The sequence below is a fragment of the Fibrobacterota bacterium genome (assembly GCA_019509785.1).
Classification (GTDB): domain Bacteria; phylum Fibrobacterota; class Fibrobacteria; order UBA11236; family UBA11236; genus Chersky-265.
Window position 1 is genome coordinate 88,656 of the sequence record JAEKLQ010000039.1, and the last position, 19,505, is coordinate 108,160.

The following is a 19,505-nucleotide window of genomic DNA, read 5'->3' on the forward strand; positions in this document are numbered from 1 at the left end:
GGGTTATGGCGAGGATACTCGTCGTCGACGATGAACCGAAGATGCGGGCCTTGCTGGCGATGGCCCTGTCGGGCGAGGGCCTGGAAGCGGTAGAAGCCGGGTCGGCCGAGGCCGCCCTGGACGCGCTGGGCCGCGGCGATCCGTTCGCGGTGATGATCACCGACGTGCGCATGCCCGGGATGTCGGGACTGGATCTGGTGAAGAAGGCCAAGGCGGAACGCCCCGGCCTGGAATGCATCGTGATGACCGCCTACGCCGATTCGGGCACGGGGGTGGAGGCGATGCGCATCGGCGCCTTGGAATACGTCAGCAAGCCCTTCGAGATGGACGAGATGGTACTGTTGGTCCGCTCGGCCCTGGAGAAGGGGCGCTTGCGCGACGAGGTGGCCGAGTTGCGCGTGCGGGAATCGGGGCGCTACCGCTTGGACCGCATCATCGGGGAATCCAAGGCCATGCAGGACGTGATCCGGCAGGCGCGCATGGTGGCCAAACGCGATACCACGGTACTCGTGCGCGGCAAGAGCGGAACCGGGAAGGAACTGATCGCGCGGGGCATCCACGCCGAGAGCGGACGCGAATCCTTCGTGGCGGTGAATTGCGGGGCCATCCCCGAGAACCTGTTGGAAGCGGAATTGTTCGGCCACGAGAAGGGCTCATTCACGGGCGCCCACGCCCAAAAGATCGGCCTCTTCGAGCGGGCCGCCAACGGGACCGTTTTCCTCGACGAGATCGGTGACGTATCCCCGGGCATGCAGGTGAAGCTCCTGCGCGTGCTGCAAGAGCGCGAGTTCACCCGCGTGGGCGGCACGCGCGTGGTCCGCACCCAGGCGCGGGTGATCGCGGCCACTCACCGCAATCTGGAAGAGGAAGTGAAGAAAGGCGGCTTCCGCGAGGATCTTTATTTCCGGCTCAACGTGTTCCCCATTTTCGTACCTTCCCTGGCGGAACGCATGGAGGACGTGCCCGCCTTGGCCGACGCCTTCCTGAAGCGCTTCGGGCACAACGCGGGAATTGCCGAGGGGGTGATGTCCAAACTGTTGGAGTACTCCTGGCCGGGCAACGTGCGTGAGCTGGAGAATTGCCTGGAGCGCGCCGCCATCATCGCTTCGGGGGCTCTCCTCGAGGTCGCCCACTTACCGGAGCATATCCGCCAGAAACGCGTGCTCGAACGGCCCTCCGCGTTCCTGCTTCCCGAAACCGGCATCTCCCTCGATGAATTGGAGAAGAGCCTTTTGCTGCAAGCCCTGGAGAAGACCGGAGGCAACAAGACCCGCGCCGCCGGCCTGCTCGGCATCACCCGCCGCGCCCTGTATTCGAAGATGCATACCCACGGCGTCCGCGGATACGGCGCCACCGAGGAAACCCCCGCGGAATCGTAACGCGCGCAATACCCCGCCCGCGATGGCGTAAAGCATTTCGTCATGGCCTCCCCCGAGGCGATTTCGTCATTGCGTCCCCCGGGGCGCGGGGTTTATCTTGCTTCTTACCCGGGCTCATCGGAGCCCAGTAATCCCCTGATAAGGAGACTCCCATGAACTCATTCCCTCATAAGGCCGGCTCGCGCCTCCCTGGTTTGCTGCTTGGCGGAATGGTGGCGGGCGCGTTGGGCCTCGCCCTCGCCGCGGACGTCGACCCGTCCTCATCGTCCCGCGTGCCGTCCGATCCCGTGACGGGCAAAAGCGATACCTATACGCCGGGACTCGCGAATCCGGCCGCGGATACGGGCATGAGCTCGGCGACCGGAACTTCCGGGACCGGCTCCCATGCTTCCACCGGCAAGTACGGTACGGGCGCGGAAGGCTCCGCTTCCCTCCCGCCCAACGTCACCCCCGGTTGGAAGATCCGCGTCTGCTCGGAAAAGACCAAGGCGGATCAGATCAACTTCAAATTCACCCCGGCGGGGAGCAAAACCTCGAAGGGAAGCGCGACGGGTGCGACCGGAAGCCCGTCTTCGACCGGCATGGGCGGTAGCGGCGCCGCTAACGACGCGTCCGATCAGACCGCCAGCTGGAGCCGGGGCGAGGCCTCGGAAATCAACCTGCCCTCGGCCGTGCGCGACGCGGATAAGATCCGCATCGAAGCCACGCCCTCGAAGAAGGACAAGAAAGCTTCGGTCTGCGTGATCTACGATGACCACGTGGCCAAGAAGATGAACTTCGACGATCGCGAGGTCAGTACGGTAAAGAGCTCCGATAACGGGGAGTGCGGCTGCTAAAGCAGCTTCGGCTGCTAAAGCAGCTTCGGCTGCTAAAGCAGCTTCGGCTGCTAAAGCAGCTTCGGCTGCTAAAGCAGCTTCGGCTGCTAAGGCCGGGCGGCTAGGAAAATTCGGGGGCGGGCGGTCCGGCCGGAAACGACCCGCCCCATTCTTAAGCCCGCTTGTCCCGGCCCGTCCGATAGCTACCTTTTCCCGCATGTCTTGCATCGTCCTGCTTACCGATTTCGGATCGGCCGACTGGTTCGTCGGCACCTTGAAAGGTGTCATCGCCTCCATCGCCCCCAAGGCCCAGGTGATCGATCTCTGCCATGACATCCCTCCCGGGGACGTCAAGGCCGGGGCCTTCGCCCTGCTCACCTCTTACCGGTACTTCCCGCGCGGCACCATCTTCGTGGCGGTGGTCGATCCGGGGGTGGGAGGACCGCGCGACGCGATGTTGGCCGAAGCCCATGGCTACCAATTCCTAGGCCCGGACAACGGCGTCTTGGCCTACGCCCTCTCCGGCGGCCCGCCCGGAACCGGAGGGGCCCGCCATGCGCCTTTCCGGCCCGTTATCGCCGAGGCCCCGCCTTACCGGCTGCGCGCCATCGAGAATCCCGAATACCGCCTGCCCGATGCCTCGGCCACCTTCCACGGCCGCGATATCTTCGCTCCCGCGGCCGCCCACTTAAGCCTCGGCAAAACCCCGGGTTCCTTCGGCCGCAAGAAGGACACCTTCGTGGAATTGCCCTTCCCGGTACCCTATATGGCGAAAGGCGCCGTGGTCGGGGAAATCGTGCATATCGATCGCTTCGGGAACGCCATCACCAACGTGACCCCGCGCGATCTGGAGTCCCTCCCCGAGAAAAAGCGCAAGGGCGCCATCGCCTTGGTCTCCAAAGGAAAAGCCTTCCCGCTGTCGGCCTTCTACGCGCAGGCGGGCGCCGGGAAGAACGCGGCGGTGCCGGGGTCGAGCGGATTCCTGGAACTGGCGATCTCGAACGGGAACGCGGCCAAGAAATTCGGATTCAAGCGCGGCGATCCGGTCAAGGTATCCTAGAGTAGCAAGGCCCGGCCGGGAGAGAACGACCCTGATCCGGGTTACGACGGCAACCGGGCCCAGGTAACCTGCGCGCTACCTAGCTCAAGATCTTTCCGGAACCCGGGCTCGCATCGAAGCCGGGGAAGCCGCATGGCGGCACGGGTCGGGGCCGCCGCCGGCCTCGGAGCGCAAACTTCGGAAAGCGGATCCGGGCGCGGAATCGCAAGCTTCTAAGGAAGCTATGCCGCCCGGGCCGATGCCGGGTGGATCAAGCAGGGTGAAAAGTGATATCTTATGGTATCGGATCCGCTTCGCGAGGTGTCATGCGGGATAAGTACGGCGAATACCTGGGCGCGGCCATCAAGGCCGCCGAAGAAGCGGGCGGCATCGCGCGCAGCATGCAGCACGCGCTCCGCGATATCCGCTACAAGGGCGAGAAGGACGTGGTGACCGAAGCCGATCTGGCCAGCGACGCCGCCATCCGCAGGAGCCTCTCGGCGGCCTACCCCAAGCACAACATCGTTACCGAAGAAGAGGCCGCCCTCGATCAGGGGAGCGAGTTCACCTGGTTCGTGGATCCCATCGACGGAACGGTGAATTATTCCCGGGGATTCCCGCTTTGGGGCGTGTCCATCGGCCTCCGCCGCAAGGATGCCGTCGTGGCCGGTTGCATCTGGCTACCGGCCCTGGAAGAGATGTACACCGCCACGCTGGGCGGCGGGGCTTACCTCAACGGCAAGAAAATCCAGGTGAGCGGGGTGTCCGAGCTCCGCAAAGCCATCATTTCCCACGGCGATTTCAACGTGGGCGCGGACGACGCTATCCGCATGGAGCTCAACGCCAAGAATCTGGAGTCCCGCGGGCGGGCGGCCGCGGCCTTGCAACGGGTCAAATGCCTGGGTTCCGCGGTGGTGGAAAGCGCATTCGTCGCCGCAGGCCGCATGGAAGCCTACTGCATGCTCGCCATGCATCCCTGGGACGTGGCCACGGGTTGCCTGCTGGTGACCGAAGCCGGAGGCAAGGTATCCCACCTCGACGGCGCCGCATTCGATATCGAAGGGAAGGATGCCCTGTTCTCCAACGGCATCCTGCATGAGCAGATGCTGAACGTGCTGAAACTGGGTTGAGACCCTATTTATCCTTGTCCGACATGGACGGGTCCAGCAAATCGCACACCTTCTGGAGCAGCCCGTTCGGGCTGAAAGGCTTGGGCAGGAAATCGGCTTCGGCGTCCCAGACTTCGATCTGCACGTTCACGTCCGCATTGTAACCGGAGATGTAGAGGACCTTCATCTCCGGTCGTTTGGGCCGCAGGAAACGGGCCAATTCCATGCCGTTGACGCGGGGCATTACCAAATCGGCGATCAGCAGATTGATGGGACCTTGATGGGTTTCGGCCACGGACTTGGCCTCATCGCTGTCCTTCGCTTCCAGAACGTGGTAATCGTTGATTTTCAGGATTTCCTTGACCAGGGTGCGATTGGACGCGATGTCGTCAACCACCAGGATCGTCGGCTGCTTTTCCGTTCCCATTGGACCTCTCTTGTGCCGCGCTTCCACGCGTCACCCGCGTTCTACCCGGGGCGTTCAGGTATGAAAACTAACTTATTCCCCAGGCCCACACACCAAATAGAGCGCGTTCTTGCGTCCTAGGGTTCCCATTAATTGATGGATGTATAAGCCGCCAGCGTTCCCTATTCGGAGCTGGCGGCACGGGACCTATTCACGGGCCCGCCTTATGTCTTGAAGCAGGACAAGCGGTTCGAGCGCGTGGAGTGCTTCAGTCTTTTGAGGGCCTTCTCTTTGATCTGGCGCACCCGCTCCCGGGTGAGGTTGAAGCGCTGGCCTATCTCCTCGAGAGTATATCCGGTGTCCACGCCGATTCCGTAGTAGAGCCGGACCACCGCCTCTTCGCGGTCCTCGAGGGTGCCGAGAACCCCCTGCACCTCCCGCTTCAGGCTTCCCGCCAGCACCGGTTCCTCGGGGCTTTCGGCGTTGTCGTCCTTCAGCAAGTCGCCCACCTTGCCTTCTTCATCGGCCTGCAAAGGCGATTCGAGGGAGATGGGATTGGCCGAAAGCTGCAAGCACTCGCGGATTTCGTTCTCATCCAGGTTGAGATGATAGGACAACTCCGAATGCGAAACCGAGCGGCCCAACTTCTGTTCCAGGCGCGCGCCGGATTTGCCCAGGCGGTGGATGGCGCTCACCCGGTTCAGCGGCACGTTCAAGATGCGCGATTGCTCGGCCAGGCATTGCAGGATCGCCTGGCGGATCCACCAGACCGCGTAGCTGATGAACTTGAAATGCTTGGTCTCGTCGAAGCGCTTGGCGGCCCGGATCAATCCGAGGTTGCCTTCGTTGATGAGATCCGTCATCGGCAATCCCTGGTTCTGGTAATTGCGGCAGACGGAGACCACGAATTTCAGGTTGGCGCTGATGAGCTTGTTCAACGCGCGGCGATCGCCCTGGCGGATGCGCATGGCGAGGTCCGCTTCCTCGCTCAGGGACAAGTTCTGATTCTTGCTGATTTCCCGGAGATAGAGGGAGAGGCCCGAATCATCCGCTACGAACTTGAGGGAACGCTCGGAACTCGAGGATTTTGGGTCGGCCAAGGTTGGCTCCTTTCCGAAACCCTCCCAATCAAATTTTCTCAACCCCGTGGCGCAAGGGAATTTGAGGAACTCGGCGATCCTGCGTTTTTTGGCCTCGGAAGCGCCCCTTTTCGCGGAAAAAGCCGGATCGGAAGGGAGATTAGCAGGGATGGTTTTCCCGGCAGCCTCGCAGGGTATACTCTCCGTTTGTTCGAAGCAGCCGCCCTCGTGAGCGAAATAGTCCGCCCGGCCACGTAACCGATTCGCCCGCGCATGCGTCTAAGGCATCATGCCCGAAAACCCGCATTCATCCACGCCCCGCGCCATCGGCATCCTCTTCGCCAGCGGGATCCTGATCGTCTTCGCCGGGTTGGCGGGCTTAGGGGCTACCGCGATTTCGGTCGCTTCCGATTCCGGCGAGGGCGCGCCTGCGCCCGCGGTCCTGCATGCGAACCGCAATACCGATCGAGTCAATGACAAGAACGGAGTCGCCGATGCTTCCGGCCGGATCGCGAAGCTTAAGCGGGTAGCCGCAGGCGATACGACCCTGCGCAAAGGGCGCATAGCCCCCTAAAGCCCCGGATCTGCCCCAGCAATGGCGAATTCCGCGCGAAATCGTATCCGCTTTTGGGATGGGATGGAAAAGCGTTTATTGAACTCATGTCTCGATCGCTGGTCTATGCGGCTTTGCTCCTTCTCGTTGGCTGCGCCAATGATAGGATGATGTTCCGCGCCAAGCCGGCCAATGCGGCGTCGCCGTCGGCGGCGCTGGATGTGCAAGGCGCCTCCGGGCCCATGCGCTTGGCCGTAGGCGACGAGTCCCGCCAGGTGGAAATGCGCGGAAACGACAGCCTGGTCCTCACGGGCACCGCCAAGGATAGCCGAGGGATCAAAGACATCGCCTTGCAGGGTAACGCCGTGGTGACGTGCAGCGATCCCGCCACGGGCGCGACCTTCACGCGCTCGACGGGTTTCCTGCGCCGGCACGTGCCGGGGACGCTCCTGAGCGGCAGCGTTCCTTCGCAAAGGGATTCCCGCTTCGTGCTGCGAGTCGGCGATATCGCGCGCTTGTGCCCGGGCGAACGCCTCGAAAGCGCCGTCGGCCAGGCCCGGCTGCAGGCTTCCAATTATCACGGAGATGCGGCCTCCACGCCTCATCTGGAATTCCGCATCGCGGTCGGCGAAGCGGCGGCCCAGGCTATTCCCATGCCCGGGGCCCTGCCTGGCCCTCTGGCCGGCCGGGCCTCCACCGCCACAGGATTCGCCCCTGAGGGCGGCGTAGGAGGCTCGGGGTCCCAACCCCATTCCGGCCCCGCTGTTTCAACGCCCGCGGCGGCCCCGATGGCCCCGCGCATGTGCCCGCGTTCCGCCGGGCCCGGGCGCGCGGCGGAAAAGCGCGCCACGGGGGAAACGCCGGGCGGCGAGTGCCTGGATACCCCCGTACCTTCCATGTCACCCCCCGCCTCTCCCCCCACCTCGCGGGTCTCTTCGCCCCGCGGCGGCTCGCGGTCTGGCGTTTCGTCGCGCGGCGTTTCGACGGTATTTGACCCGGCGCGCGCTATGCCCTACAATGGGTAAACCGGAAGGCACTACCGCGAAACCGCATGCGGCCGGGCCCTACGGCGTATCCGAAGGATTTATGCATTTCGAAACGATTTTGTTGGTCGAAGACGACGGTTCCCTCCGTAGCGTGATGAAGCTGTTCCTGGAGCATTCGGGCTTCGGGGTATTGGAGGCGGACAACGGCGTCGATGCTTTGTTCATGAGCGGCCAGCATCCTGGCCCCATCCACCTGCTTTTGACGGACGTGGAGATGTCGCCCATGAGCGGTCCCGAACTGGCGGAGCAGGTTCTGCTCCACCGGCCCGAGACCCAGGTGCTTTTCATGTCCGGGAACAGGCAGCCCGAGGATTTGTTCAACGACATGTGCCTCTTGAACGCCCGCTTTCTGGGCAAGCCGTTCAATCCGAGTACGCTGCACCATACGGTGCGGCAGGTGCTGGGGGCCCCCGGCTGAGCGGGGTCGCGCGACAGCCCGGACGCCGCGGCGCCCGGGCGTCCTCCGAGGCCCGGCGGGGACCGTCGTCCCGCTCCTTCGCTTGGAAATCCCCGGCGTCCAGGCCCGGCGCGCGGCCGCCGTCCGAACGGGAAGGTTCCGGCGCGGATCCTTACGCGCGTTTCCATCGCCTCGACGGATCGCATCCTTGGCGCGAAGCCGCCCCGGACGGTTTCGTGGATTACCCCGCGCGTTACCGTCCCGGCGGACGCGTGGCCTATTTCAATTTCCCTTTGGCGCGCGAACTGGAACTGGTCCCTTCCGGCCATCCCGCCCGCCTGAACGCGCGGCTGGAGACGCGCATCTTGGAAACCTTCTCCCTGCAGATCATCAACGAATACGATCTGGCCCATCCGGAACGCGTGAAGGGCGCGCGCGTCAAGCCGAACCCCTTTATGGCGACACGCTACCTGCAATTGCAGCATAAGGACAAGCGCGGGCGCACCTCCGGCGACGGGCGCAGCATCTGGAACGGCAGCCTGGAAGCCAACGGGATGAGCTTCGACGTCAGCAGCCGCGGCACCGGCGCCACCATCCTTTCCCCCGGCGCCTCCGAGGCCGGCAAACCCCTGCCGACGGGGGACGAGGTCCATGGCTACGCATCGGGTACCGCCGACTTGGACGAGATGCTGGGCTCGGCGCTGATGTCGGAAATATTCTACCGCCAAGGGATCCCCACCGAGCGCTGCCTGGCGGTGATCGATTACGGGGACGGAACCTCCATCGGCGTGCGCACCGCGCCTAACCTCATCCGCCCCGCGCATATCTTCCGTTACCTCAAGCTGGGCCTGCGGGACGGGCTGGAGCGCTCGCTGGCGCATTTTTTCGATCGGCAGGAAGCCAACGGCATTTGGAAGCTGCCCGCGGGACGCGAAGCCCGCATGGCCGCCGGCCTCGATCGCATCGCCCGATCCTACGGCAAGCTGGCCGCGGTGATGGAAGAGGATTACATCTTCAATTGGCTTTCCTGGGACGGCGATAACGTGCTCGCCGACGGATCCATCCTCGATTACGGATCCATCCGCCAGTTCGCGGCCAAGTCGGACAAGTACCGGTACGAGGACGTAGATCGCTTTTCCACCTGCCTCACCGAGCAGCGTTATTGGGCACGCCTGATGACGCAGGCCTTCGCCCAGGCCGCCGATTTCATCCTCACCGGGACCAAGAAGCCGCTCAAGGGTTTTCGCGAGGCGGCTTGCCTCCGGGCTTTCGACGCCGCCTTCGGCGAAGAGCGGGATCGACGCCTACTGTGGCGCCTGGGCTTCGACTCGTCCAGTTGCGAACGCCTGCTGGCGACGGCTCGCGGCTCGATCGCCGAATTCCGCCGCGCCCTCGCCTATTTCGAGGACCTCAAGGTCGCCAAAGGCCCCGAGCGCCTTCCCGACGGCATCACCCATCGGCCCGTGTTCCTTATCCGCAGCCTTTTGCGCGAGCTTCCCCGCTTCTGGTCGCGCGCGGGCCTTTCCGCCGATCTGGATCCGGATCGCTTCTGCCGCATCATGGCCGCCTCCTACGCGGCCAAACGCGACTTGGAAGTGTCTCCCGCCCGGGCCGCGCATACGCGCGAATTCCAGGAGGGCTACCGCAAGCTGATGCGCCTGGCCGCCGAAGGATGCAAGGAGGCCGTATCCCCGGAGCAAATCTTGTCGGTGCTGGCCGAGCGCTCATCGGTGATCAACCATCCCCACCGCCTCACGGGGGACGGATTGGTTTGGATCATCAACCAGGTGATATCCCTGAAGGACAAGCTGGGGTGGGCGGAATTGCAACAGGCCATGGACACCTTCATCGATTCGCAAGTGCTCATTCCCGGCCAATGGCGGCCGCTTCCCGACGCGGACCTCCGCTCCTCCCGCCCCAAGGGCCGGCTGCTGCGCAAGATCCGGCAGGACCTGAAGAATTACCGCGAGACCGTTTGACGCGCTAGGCGCCCCGATCGGTCGCGAATCCCGCGCGAAAAGCTTCCCCTGCGGCCCCTTAAACGATTAAGTTTACCCGCGACAGGAGGGCCCATGAAGAATTGCCTTATCTGCCAGACCGGGCAGGACCAAGTCGCGTTGAACCGTATCCCCGTGGCCATGGAAGGCTCCCATTGGGGGGACATGCTGGTTTGCGCAAGCTGCCTGGAAGTGCTGGGCGCCGAAGAGGTGAAGGGTTTGATCAGCGCCGCCGTGCGCGAGAAGTCCTTCGAGCCCAGCAACGTGATCCTGGCGGATGAGAAAACGGCGGCGGCCGAGGTGGAGCCCGGCCTGGTGGAGCTTCCCGTGAGCGCCGCCCTCCTGCGCGACCCGCAAGCCTTCGCCCGCACCGTCGGCGAAAAAATGGGCGCCAAGCTTTGGGACCTGCATCGCCAAGGCGTATCGGACGCGGTGTGGACCACCTCCCTCACGCCCGACGGCGAAGGAGGCTACGTCTTCGCCGCCGCCTTCGCTCAGTCACCAGCGGGTCAGACTTAGGAAGGCGCGCTTCGCCCAGAACGCTACGGAGCGAGCTGAGGAAGAGCGCCTTCGCGCGGATATGGAACGTAACGACGACTACCGACCCATCGCTTGCGACTTGTATGATCGCTTGGAATCCATCGCCACTTTACGAAGCCTGGTTCGCTTGACGCTTAAGGACGAAGACGCCGGGCCCGGCGGCGCGTCCGCTGAAGGCCGGATCGCGGACATCTATACGCGCGAAGACAAGCAGGAGTTTCTGCGGCTGGACGGCGGACAGGAGATCCGCCTGGATCGGATCATCGGCATTTTACCGATTGGATAGGGCCTAGGCCCCCAGCTTGTGTCGAATTCCTTTCCGGCCCGGCCCTTCCCCGGGCCGGGCAGTACGATTCCGGTAAAGTCGCGCGATCCCCTGGGGATTTTTCCTTCCCCGATTGGTAATATAGGGAATGCTTTTTCAGCGACCGGCCCCAACTTCCCCAACCCCGAATCCAGGCTTATGAATCTTCGCTACGTATTCGATATCACGATTGGTTTGTTCGGCACCCTTTTCGCCGCCCTGATGTTCTTCTACTTCCCCGGCCTGCAGGCCTGGACCTTCTCGGCCCTGCACCCCATCGCGGCCTTGAAGCCGAGCGGACTCGGCGCCGGCATCTGGATCCATCTCTTGCTCGTCTTCGCCGTGGTCCTGCCCGGCGTTTTCGGCCCGCTCTTCCTGGTCACGCGCGCCCGCCGCTTCGTCACCTTGAAGCTGGGCGGCGGATGCCTGGCCCTATCTTCGCTTTTCCTGTTCGCGGCCATGCACGCGCCTCTGCTCTACGGCCGGGTGGCCCTGATGGCGCTCCTCTCGGGCCAATTGCTCGCCTTGGGGATCAAGGCGGAGAAATCGGTGCCGTGGAATTGGATGGCGTACCTGGGCTTCGCGCTCGCCAACTTCACCTTCCCGGATTCGGGGATCCTTAGCGGCGCCAATATCCTGACGGGGGTTTATCTCCTCGCCTCCGGCGCCCTTCTGCTCCGGGGCGAGAAGCCGAAGGGCCCCAAGCAATCGCGCTTCCGCGTGATGATTGGGTAGCTGCCCGCTTTGCCTCTACATCGCTTTCGCCTGCTCCTACTAACGACCGCTTTTTTCCTCTCCGCCTGCCTTTCTCAAGAGGACATGTACGGTGGTGCAAATGATGGAGAAGCGATTTATGGAGTCAAGAAGGAGCCTACTCCGGAGACGACCCCATTCCCATATCCCTACCCCGAGGTCGGAGACGCTTGGACCTTACGAAACGGTTCGCTTTTAGGATCATCGGAAATCCGATCCCTGGTATGGGCAAAAACGAAACTCGTGGGAGTGTTGGGAAGCACAGGCGCCAACGCCATGGTCGTGACGTCCACCGACGGGACGGCCTGGGCATCTCATCCGACTGGGATTCCCGGAGGCTTTCTTAGTTCCTTGGTCTGGACCGACCGGCAGCTCGTCGCGGTCGGAAAGGACAGCAGCGGCGCCGCGATCGCGACCTCGCCGGACGGCATCACTTGGTCGCGTCGTTCCGCCGGTATAAAGGGCGCGCTAACTTCCGTAACCTGGACCGGATCCCAACTCGTGGCGGTGGGAAGGGAAGGAGACAGCGTAGGTATTCTTACCTCACCCGACGGAATCGCCTGGACGCCCCGCTCCTCGGGGATTAAAGGCGGGGCTATCTCCGTAACCTGGACTGGAAGCCTACTAGTGCTGGTAGCTAAGGATGAGGCGATTTCCCCGAGCGCGATCTGGACCTCGCCCGACGGCATCATATGGACTTATCGGCCCGTAGACGGCCTTCGCGAGCTGAACGCGATGATATGGACCGGGAGCCAGCTCGTTGCCGTAGGCGCCGGTACGTATTCCATGGCGCACATTCCGGAAATACGAACCTCACCGGATGGCATCGCTTGGACCGCTCGTGATGCCGGCATTTCCGGGGATCTTTTTTCGGTAACCTGGACCGGCAGCCGCTTGGTGGCCGTGGGAGCCGGATATGGCACGGCCGCCTCCTTGATACTATCGTCACCTGACGGTATCAATTGGACTCTTATCTCTTCCAACATCCACGGCGAGCTTTCCTCTGTGACCTGGACCGGAGATTGGCTCGTAGCGGCCGGAAGGCATGGCAACGGGAACGCCCAGTCCCTGACCTCTATCGATGGCAATGACTGGATATCCGCGAACGATGATTGCCAATGCGAACTATCCTCGGTTACCTGGACGGGCAAACTCTTCGTGGCGGTCGGAAAGGATTATGAAAGAGTAACGATCATGACTTCGGTTGACGGGACATCCTGGATCACCCGCTCTCCCGGGATCGCTGGAAGGCTTTCCTCCGTAATCTGGGCCAACGGCCTATTGCTGGCTGTCGGATGGGATAGCAATGCCCCCTTTATCCTGACTTCGCTAAACGGGATCGATTGGATCCCCCAGTACCCCGGACTCGCAAATGGCACTCTTCGCGCGGCGACATGGACCGGCAAGCAATTCGTAGCCGTCGGAGGGGATACCAACAAGACGGCGACGATCACTACCTCTCCCGATGGCATCAACTGGTGGCCCCGTCCCTCCGGGACCAGCGGCGAATTTTATTCGATAACCTGGACCGGCGGCGAATTGGTTGCCGTGGGATTGGATCCACGGGACGGCGGCATCAGCGCGACTTCGCCCGACGGCATCACCTGGACGGCCGGGGAGCCCGTTACCCGAAGCGGGCTTTCCTCGGTTACCTGGACCGGCAATCAGCTCGTGGCCTTGGGAGCGGATAGTAGCGGGGCCCTGATCCGAACCTCACCGGATGGCAGCGCTTGGACTGATTATTCTTCGGGAATCCCTTATGGGCTTCGCTCACTAGCCTGGACCGGAAAACAACTCGTAGGCCTAGGTCCCGGATTCCTGCTTACTTCCCCCGACGCAATCTCTTGGTCCCCTCACGCAACCGGAATCGTCGAGGGCGGGCTCTTATCCCTGACCAGCGATGGGAAGCAACTCGTGGCGGTCGGAAGCAATGGCGTCATCTTGACCTCGCCATAGCCAACTGGATTCGGCGGCCTTCCGGCTCAGAACGCCTGCGCCAAATCCAACCAAAAATAGTGGCTTCCCGATCCCTTCAGCACGAAATCCATGCGCAGGTTGAAGATGCCCAGCAGGGGGTAGCGGACGCCCAGGCCCGAAGCGTAGCCTTCCCCGGAAGGCGGCTTACTCCCTTTCCAGGTGAAATGGGTCGCATGGCGGACGTCCCAGACCTTTCCGAAATCGAGGAAGGGGACGATTTGCAGAGGCGAAAGGGAATGCCAGTGGCCGCGCGGATTTAAGAACCAGAAAGGTTCGACGCGCAATTCGGCGCCGGTCTGGACATAGGCGAGGATCGAATCCTGGGCCACGCACACCTTTTCGTCGGGGCCCATGGGGCATAGGTTCTGGAAACCATAGCTGCGCACGCTACGGGATCCTCCCAGGAAGAAACGGTCGGAGTTGGGGCCGCCTTGGCCGAAAAAGCGGCCCGCGTCGAGGCGCGTCGCGGGCTTGAGCATGCGCAGGCCGGGCAAGGGATAGTAGTGCGAGGTCTTGGCCTCGATCCAATTATGCCGGTACTGCGCGAAGCGGAAGACGTCGTTCCTCTGGAGGGCGCCGCCATTGCCCCAGGTGAAGGCGAGGCGCACGCCGCGGGTCGGGTCCATGGGCTGATCGACGAAGGTGGCGAAAGCGGTCTGGATGAAATTGAGGCTCAGGTCCCGCTCGCGACCCACGGTGATCATCCGGCTCTTGGCCTCCAACTCCGCATCGGTTACCAGGCGCAGCCAATAGGAATAGGGCCAGGTGAGCCGCGAGGAATTGGTCCAGTCGAAATCGCCTCCGAAGGGCCCTTGGTTGACATGTACCGAGTCTTGACCCTGGTACCAATTCAGATCCACGTCCTCGTCGAAGCGGACCAGGGTCCCCATGATCAACGGGGCGCCGAAGCCGGCATAGAGGGTCTGGCGCTCGTAGGCGAAGGATAACCCGGAACGCAATTCGTTCAAGGTGCCGGCGATGTTGCTATGGCGCCCGTCCACGGAGAATCCGGGCCCGTACTGGGTCTCGTAGAACACCGATGAACGCAGGCTGCCCGGTACGTGCTCTTCGGCGTAGAGGTACATGGTGCTGCGGCCCTCGGCCCCGGACCGGAGGGAATCCTTGACGCGCACGAAATTGAAGCCCCCCGTGTATTGCAGCTTCTCGACCAGCTTATCGTTGCTGGACATGCGCATGGTATCGCCCCGGGCATACGGCACCAGGCCGCGGATCAGCGCCTCCCGCGTCAAGCCCTGTAAGGTGTCCTGGGGCGGCGCCCGCATATCCCGTATCTCCAGGGTATCGAAGATGACGGGCTCGCCGGGATCGATCAGGTAGTCCACCTTCACGCTCTTCGTGGCCTTGCGGATATCGATGCGATCGTCCGCTTCGACGCGCACGAAGCCCGCGTCGCCGTAGCGTCGCAGCAGATAGCGGCGATCGGTCAAGAGGGCGTCCTGCCGGAAAGGCTTGCCGGGGCGGGCTTCCAGTTGCGAGGTATCGATGGCGGGGCCGATAAGCGGAACGGTCCCGGTATCCGGCGTCGGCGGGCGGGGATTGAGCGGTACGGGCGCAGGACCGGAATCGGTCGCGGATCGGGTCAACGTCGCCGTGGGCCCGGCTGCGGAGTCCCGTGTCGAAGGGAGGCGCGGCTCCCCGCTCTGGCGCAGGCGCGCGCCCAGGACGGACACCGTATCGTAAACGTAGCGCGGCCCTTCCTGGATGGCGAATACGGCGTCCCAATCCTTGGGATCCTTGCCCCGGGGCGACAGATCGGTCCGCACCGCGGCATCGAAGTAGCCGTAGGATCGGTACAAGTCGAGCAGATAGAATTCGGCGTCCTCGCGCCACGACTGCAAGCCCTCTTTGTCGTATTCCGCGGGTTCGGGATTGATCACCTCCGTCAGCTTGCGCTTGCCTAGGCCCGAGTTCCCCTGGAAGCTGATCTTGACGTCCGCGTGGACGGCGGCGGCCCCTAATGCCAGGGCTATCGAAAAGGCGAAGGCTTTCATCGGGCGGCGTCCGGAACGGCGGAAGCCTTGCGCGCAGCGGAGGTATCGGAGGCGGGGCGCGGCGCGGGGCCCGCATCGGAAGGTTTGGCGACGATGGGAGGGCGGCGCTTGGCCCACCAAAAGCCCCACCAATTGTAATCGTAGTTGAGGCCCAGCCGCTGGCGCAGGTTATCTTGATTGTCCGCCTGTACGCTGTGGGAGGGATCAGTGAAGACCGAGGCGTCCACGGTAATGTGGTTCTTGAGGCGCGCGCGCCAGACGGGATCCTGCACCAGGCGGAAGGCGGGCGCGCGCCATTCCACGCCCACGCGGTAGCTCCAGGGATTGAATTGATCGGCGTTTTGCAGGTTATAGGCCGACTTGGCGCGAAAGCGCAAGCGCCAGAATTCCTTGCTCAGGAGCTCGACGCCCAAATTCGCGCTGGAGGTGTCGGTAGGCGTGCTGCTGCGGGAATGCGCCAGCGAGGCCATGCCGGAAACCTGCGCGCTTTGGATCCAATTCCCCGATAGCCAGCCTAAGCCTTCGGACAACTTACCGCTCGAGTAAATATCCAGCAATCCCAAGGCTTGTTCCTGGTAGGTGAGGCCGCCCGCGCTGGTCGACGCGGAGGGCGAATAGCACCCGCGCTGGATCGAGAAGAGCATGGCCCCTACGTCCGCGCCGCCGCTCCCGAAGCCTCCGCGGCAATCGCTATCATAGGCGAATTTGATCTCGGAAAGCGGCCCGGTGAGGTTTAAGCGGATGGCGCAGGAATCGGTTGTGACGGTGTCGCAAACGCGGGCCAGGCGCTTCTCGGCATTCAGGTTCAGCTCGCCTTCCTCCAGGGGGGCGTTGAGCCATTTGATCTCCATGTTCTTGATGTCGTAGGCCTGGCTCTTGGTGCCGATGCCGCCCGATATCGAAGTCACCCGGCCGCGCATGAGAGCGTATGGATAAGTGCCGACCATGCTGAGGTTCCCCACATAGGAAACCCGCAGTACATCGGTCACGATGGTATTGCCGCGCCCCGAGGTTTCCACGTTGATATCCACCTGCATCGGCTTGGCCCGCCGCGCCACCGTCCGGCGCTGCCCCTGCTTGCGGAAGATGTTCAGCAGCCCTTCCATGGTGGTGTGGATGCGATACCGCACGTCGGATGAATCCAGCGTGGCCGATAAGCGCAGGAGCGGGATGGCCCCGCCGGTCTGTTTGGCCTTGGATCCCAGCGGGGCGCGGTAATAGGCGGTGAGGCGGGAAACGTCGCCGGCGGCGCGCAGGGCCGACTTCGCGTGCTCGAAGGATCCCGACCCGACCGCGATCTGCGCGATCATCTGGGTGGAGTCCATTTGCAAGTGGGCGGCCAGCTCCCGAAGTTGCACCTTGTCGCCGCCGAATTGCGCCGAGAGCCGGCTGCCGGACAGGTCCGCGCCGAGGCGGCGGCCGTTGGGATCGAATTCCAATCCGCCCTGCAATTGCGCCCCGTCGCGTCCGGTAAGGGTGAGATGCGGAACATCCACCTTGCCGGCGCGCATGCGCACGGAAGCCGAAATGACCTGGGTATCCAAACCCGGCACCGCGTAGGTGGCGAGCAAGGTGTCGGCGGTGAGTTGCAGGCCCTTGAGGCCGTCCTTCAAGGGCAAGATGACGTCCGCTTGCAAACGCACGTTGCTCAAGTTCCCGGAACCGCCGGGCAGGGTCGCGCCGCCCCGCAGGGACAGGCGGCCCTTGAGATCGCGGAAGTCGGTGAGCCCGCCATCGAAAGCGAGGGTGATGTCCTGTCCGGCCCGGTCCCGCACCCTGATCGATTGCTCCTTTCCCAGCACGCCCGACAAGGCCACGGCCAGCGAGTCCCGGAACAAAGGTTCCGCATCCGAAACGGAAACGCCGCGGATGATCAGGGTATCCCCGCGTCCCGTCACGGACGCTTCCTTGATGGCGAAGGATCGTTCCTCGCCTGCCAAAGCCAGGCCCGTCGCCCGCCAGGTCCCGTGGAAGCCTTTTCCCGAGGCGAAGCCGAGAGCGCCGTCCAATTGCCCCGAGCGTAAAGGCGGCGTAGGCAGGAAGGCGGCCAGGGCCTTGGCCAGATCGAAGCGCTCGGCCCTCAGGGAAGCCTCCTCCACGTCGGCCGGGCCCACGCCTTTCAGCTCGTAGAATTGCCGCCCATGCAGGCGCACGCGGCCCGAAGCGGAAAGGGCATTGCCCCCCAAGGATGCGTTCGCCTCCCGCAAGTCCATCCGCTCCGCGTCCCAGGCCGCGCGCAAGGATGCGGCCACCGCGTCCTTGCGGTAACGCCCCTCCGCGGCCAAGGCGAGGGAACCCGCGCGCGCTTTCCGATCCCAAACGAAATCGGTCGTGAGGCGCGGGCCGTAGGCGGCCAGGGAATCCAGTCCGCGATAAGGCAAGTGATCCGGAGCCAAGTTACGCGCATGGACCTCCACCTTCCCCGGTCCCGGCTGTGACGCTTGCAACGATCCGAATTCCGGATTCGCGAGGCGGACCGTGGCCGGGGGCCCCGCCTTACCCGTCTCCGCCCGTCCCGACAGATCCCACGCCGCGCCTCTCCGCCATAAACGAGCGGGCCCGAGCACGATATCGTTCCGGGCGTAGCGGAAAACCGCCCGCAGGGAATCGGCCAGCACCCCGTAGGCCCTTACGCCGCGCGCCTCCAGGGTCGCGTCGACCGCGCCCTGGCGGACATCGCCGGCGATGCGCGCTTGAGCGAAAACCACGTTGGTATCCGTGAAAGCCAGCATCCAGGCTTCGTGCGGGGCCGCGTCCAGCGAGAAGGCGCCTTCCCAGGGCGGCAAGGGGGATACCGTAACGCGTGTACGCCGCAAATCGACCTCCACGCGGGAACCGTCCCCGGTCACCAGCGACGCCTTGACGGCCTCCGGCGAGACATGCGCATCTTCCACGTCCAGATCGGCCGGCAGGGTCTTCCCGCCCACCGCGGCCCGGAAGCCGCGCAGGCGGCCGCGAAGGGTAACCTGGGCGTGACGGGCCAGGAAGGCGGGAAAGGCGAGGGAATCGGTTGGATGGCCCGCCTTGGCCCCGGCCGCGACCGCCAGGCCGCCTTGCAATTCCGTTTGGGTCCCGCCCCCGCTGGCGCGCAGGGACCATTGGCCGGCGCGCCCGCCGAAATCGAAACGCAGGGACACCGCCTGGTCCGGAAGGCTTAAAGGGAGTGTCCGCGGTAGACCGGCGACGCGCAGCCCCAACTTCACCCGGGCCGTCAGCTCCCGGGAGCGGCCCAACTCCGCGTCGAGGGCGATAGCTTCCCCTCGCGGCAGGGTCGCGGGAAGCCCCAAGGCTTGCGCGTAGGGACGCGTGGAAGCGACGCGCGCGCGCAGCGTTCCGTTAAGACGCAACAGATCGGCTTTGGACAGGCGGGCTTCGAGGGAAGCGCTGTCCTGGCCGCGTCCCCAAGCGATGGAAGCGGCCAGGCTATCCCGGCCGGCCCAATCGGCCGACGCCCGCAAGCGATGGACCAGGCCTCCCGTGGCCCGGGCCTTGATCGACGCTATCTGCAGAGAGACGTAATACCCTCCGCGGGTCCGCGCCTTGAGCCCTTCCACATCCGCCAGCGGGGCCAGGGAATCGGAGGCGGTATCGCGCACCACCAGGCGCTTGATGCGAAAGTATGCGTTACCGGGAATCTTAAATACGGGAAAAGGGATGGAGTCGCGATGCGCCTTGGCCGTATCCGATTTCGATCGCGCGATCGTATCCGGGCCCGGCCGCACGCGGATGAAAACGCTGTCCAACCGCACGCGGGCCCATGGCTGGAAATGGAAAAGGCTGCCGAACAGATCCGCGGAGAGCCGAATCCCCTTCGCCCTCACGTCCACGGTAGGGCTCTCGTACACGGCCGAATCCGCATCCAGATCGAGGCTCCAGCGGAAGCGAGGGGAATAAAACCGGAAGGCGCCCGGCCCCGCTTTCGATTCCTTCGCCAAGTAGTGTTGAACCGACCAACGTCCGCCGAACCATACCGCAAGGAACAGGCAAAGCCCGAAGGCGGCCACTCCTATCGCGATCCGTTTCAACCATCTGCCCATGAATTGCCCGCTAGAAGATAAATGGCGAATCGGATCGGCCATCCGAAATCGGGGCCTTTGCG

15 protein-coding genes and 1 pseudogene are annotated in these 19,505 nt (G+C 63.8%); 12 read left to right on the top strand and 4 right to left on the bottom strand.

Annotated features, from left to right (window positions below):
* Window positions 1–5: 5 nt before the first annotated feature.
* From JF616_11365 to JF616_11380, 4 genes are all read left to right on the top strand, one after another.
* Window positions 6–1,379, top strand: coding sequence for a sigma-54-dependent Fis family transcriptional regulator (locus tag JF616_11365; protein MBW8888344.1), 1,374 nt, complete (start codon window positions 6–8; stop codon window positions 1,377–1,379).
* A gap of 152 nt (window positions 1,380–1,531) precedes the next feature.
* Window positions 1,532–2,215, top strand: coding sequence for a hypothetical protein (locus JF616_11370; GenBank protein MBW8888345.1), 684 nt, complete (start codon window positions 1,532–1,534; stop codon window positions 2,213–2,215).
* A 196-nt stretch (window positions 2,216–2,411) separates the two neighbouring features.
* Window positions 2,412–3,254, top strand: coding sequence for an SAM-dependent chlorinase/fluorinase (locus JF616_11375; GenBank protein ID MBW8888346.1), 843 nt, complete (start codon window positions 2,412–2,414; stop codon window positions 3,252–3,254).
* A 305-nt stretch (window positions 3,255–3,559) separates the two neighbouring features.
* Window positions 3,560–4,363 (top strand): inositol monophosphatase, encoded by an 804-nt coding sequence (locus JF616_11380; protein ID MBW8888347.1) that lies wholly within the window; start codon window positions 3,560–3,562, stop codon window positions 4,361–4,363.
* Window positions 4,364–4,367: 4 nt separating this feature from the next.
* On the opposite strand, the gene JF616_11385 is transcribed toward JF616_11380, so the two are convergent.
* A complete protein-coding gene (locus JF616_11385) occupies window positions 4,368–4,769 on the bottom strand; it encodes a response regulator (GenBank protein ID MBW8888348.1) in 402 nt (133 codons plus the stop codon).
* 203 nt (window positions 4,770–4,972) lie between these two features.
* Window positions 4,973–5,776 (bottom strand): annotated as a pseudogene (locus JF616_11390) (sigma-70 family RNA polymerase sigma factor).
* Window positions 5,777–6,116: 340 nt separating this feature from the next.
* Here JF616_11390 and JF616_11395 point away from each other — a divergent pair.
* From JF616_11395 to JF616_11430, 8 genes are all read left to right on the top strand, one after another.
* Window positions 6,117–6,401 carry a hypothetical protein gene (locus tag JF616_11395; GenBank protein ID MBW8888349.1) on the top strand — a complete coding sequence of 95 codons (285 nt, stop codon included), beginning with the start codon at window positions 6,117–6,119 and terminating at the stop codon, window positions 6,399–6,401.
* Between the two features lie 86 nt (window positions 6,402–6,487).
* The gene (locus tag JF616_11400) at window positions 6,488–7,405 is read left to right on the top strand and encodes a hypothetical protein (protein ID MBW8888350.1); all 918 of its coding nucleotides are present in this window, start codon (window positions 6,488–6,490) and stop codon (window positions 7,403–7,405) included.
* Window positions 7,406–7,466: 61 nt separating this feature from the next.
* On the top strand, window positions 7,467–7,844 hold the full coding sequence (locus JF616_11405) for a response regulator (protein MBW8888351.1): 378 nt from the start codon (window positions 7,467–7,469) through the stop codon (window positions 7,842–7,844).
* Between the two features lie 215 nt (window positions 7,845–8,059).
* The gene (locus JF616_11410; GenBank protein MBW8888352.1) at window positions 8,060–9,802 is read left to right on the top strand and encodes a hypothetical protein; all 1,743 of its coding nucleotides are present in this window, start codon (window positions 8,060–8,062) and stop codon (window positions 9,800–9,802) included.
* 93 nt (window positions 9,803–9,895) lie between these two features.
* Window positions 9,896–10,339, top strand: coding sequence for a hypothetical protein (locus JF616_11415; GenBank protein ID MBW8888353.1), 444 nt, complete (start codon window positions 9,896–9,898; stop codon window positions 10,337–10,339).
* Window positions 10,340–10,400: 61 nt separating this feature from the next.
* Window positions 10,401–10,646, top strand: coding sequence for a hypothetical protein (locus tag JF616_11420; protein ID MBW8888354.1), 246 nt, complete (start codon window positions 10,401–10,403; stop codon window positions 10,644–10,646).
* A 177-nt stretch (window positions 10,647–10,823) separates the two neighbouring features.
* Entirely contained in the window at window positions 10,824–11,399 is a 576-nt protein-coding gene (locus JF616_11425; protein MBW8888355.1) for a hypothetical protein, read from the top strand.
* Window positions 11,400–11,669: 270 nt separating this feature from the next.
* Window positions 11,670–13,373 carry a hypothetical protein gene (locus JF616_11430; GenBank protein ID MBW8888356.1) on the top strand — a complete coding sequence of 568 codons (1,704 nt, stop codon included), beginning with the start codon at window positions 11,670–11,672 and terminating at the stop codon, window positions 13,371–13,373.
* A 26-nt stretch (window positions 13,374–13,399) separates the two neighbouring features.
* Here JF616_11430 and JF616_11435 read toward each other — a convergent pair whose 3' ends face one another.
* Both JF616_11435 and JF616_11440 read right to left on the bottom strand, forming a co-directional pair.
* A complete protein-coding gene (locus tag JF616_11435; protein MBW8888357.1) occupies window positions 13,400–15,406 on the bottom strand; it encodes a BamA/TamA family outer membrane protein in 2,007 nt (668 codons plus the stop codon).
* Window positions 15,403–19,443 carry a translocation/assembly module TamB domain-containing protein gene (locus JF616_11440; GenBank protein ID MBW8888358.1) on the bottom strand — a complete coding sequence of 1,347 codons (4,041 nt, stop codon included), beginning with the start codon at window positions 19,441–19,443 and terminating at the stop codon, window positions 15,403–15,405. Before JF616_11440 ends, JF616_11435 begins: the two co-directional genes overlap by 4 nt.
* Window positions 19,444–19,505: the final 62 nt, after the last annotated feature.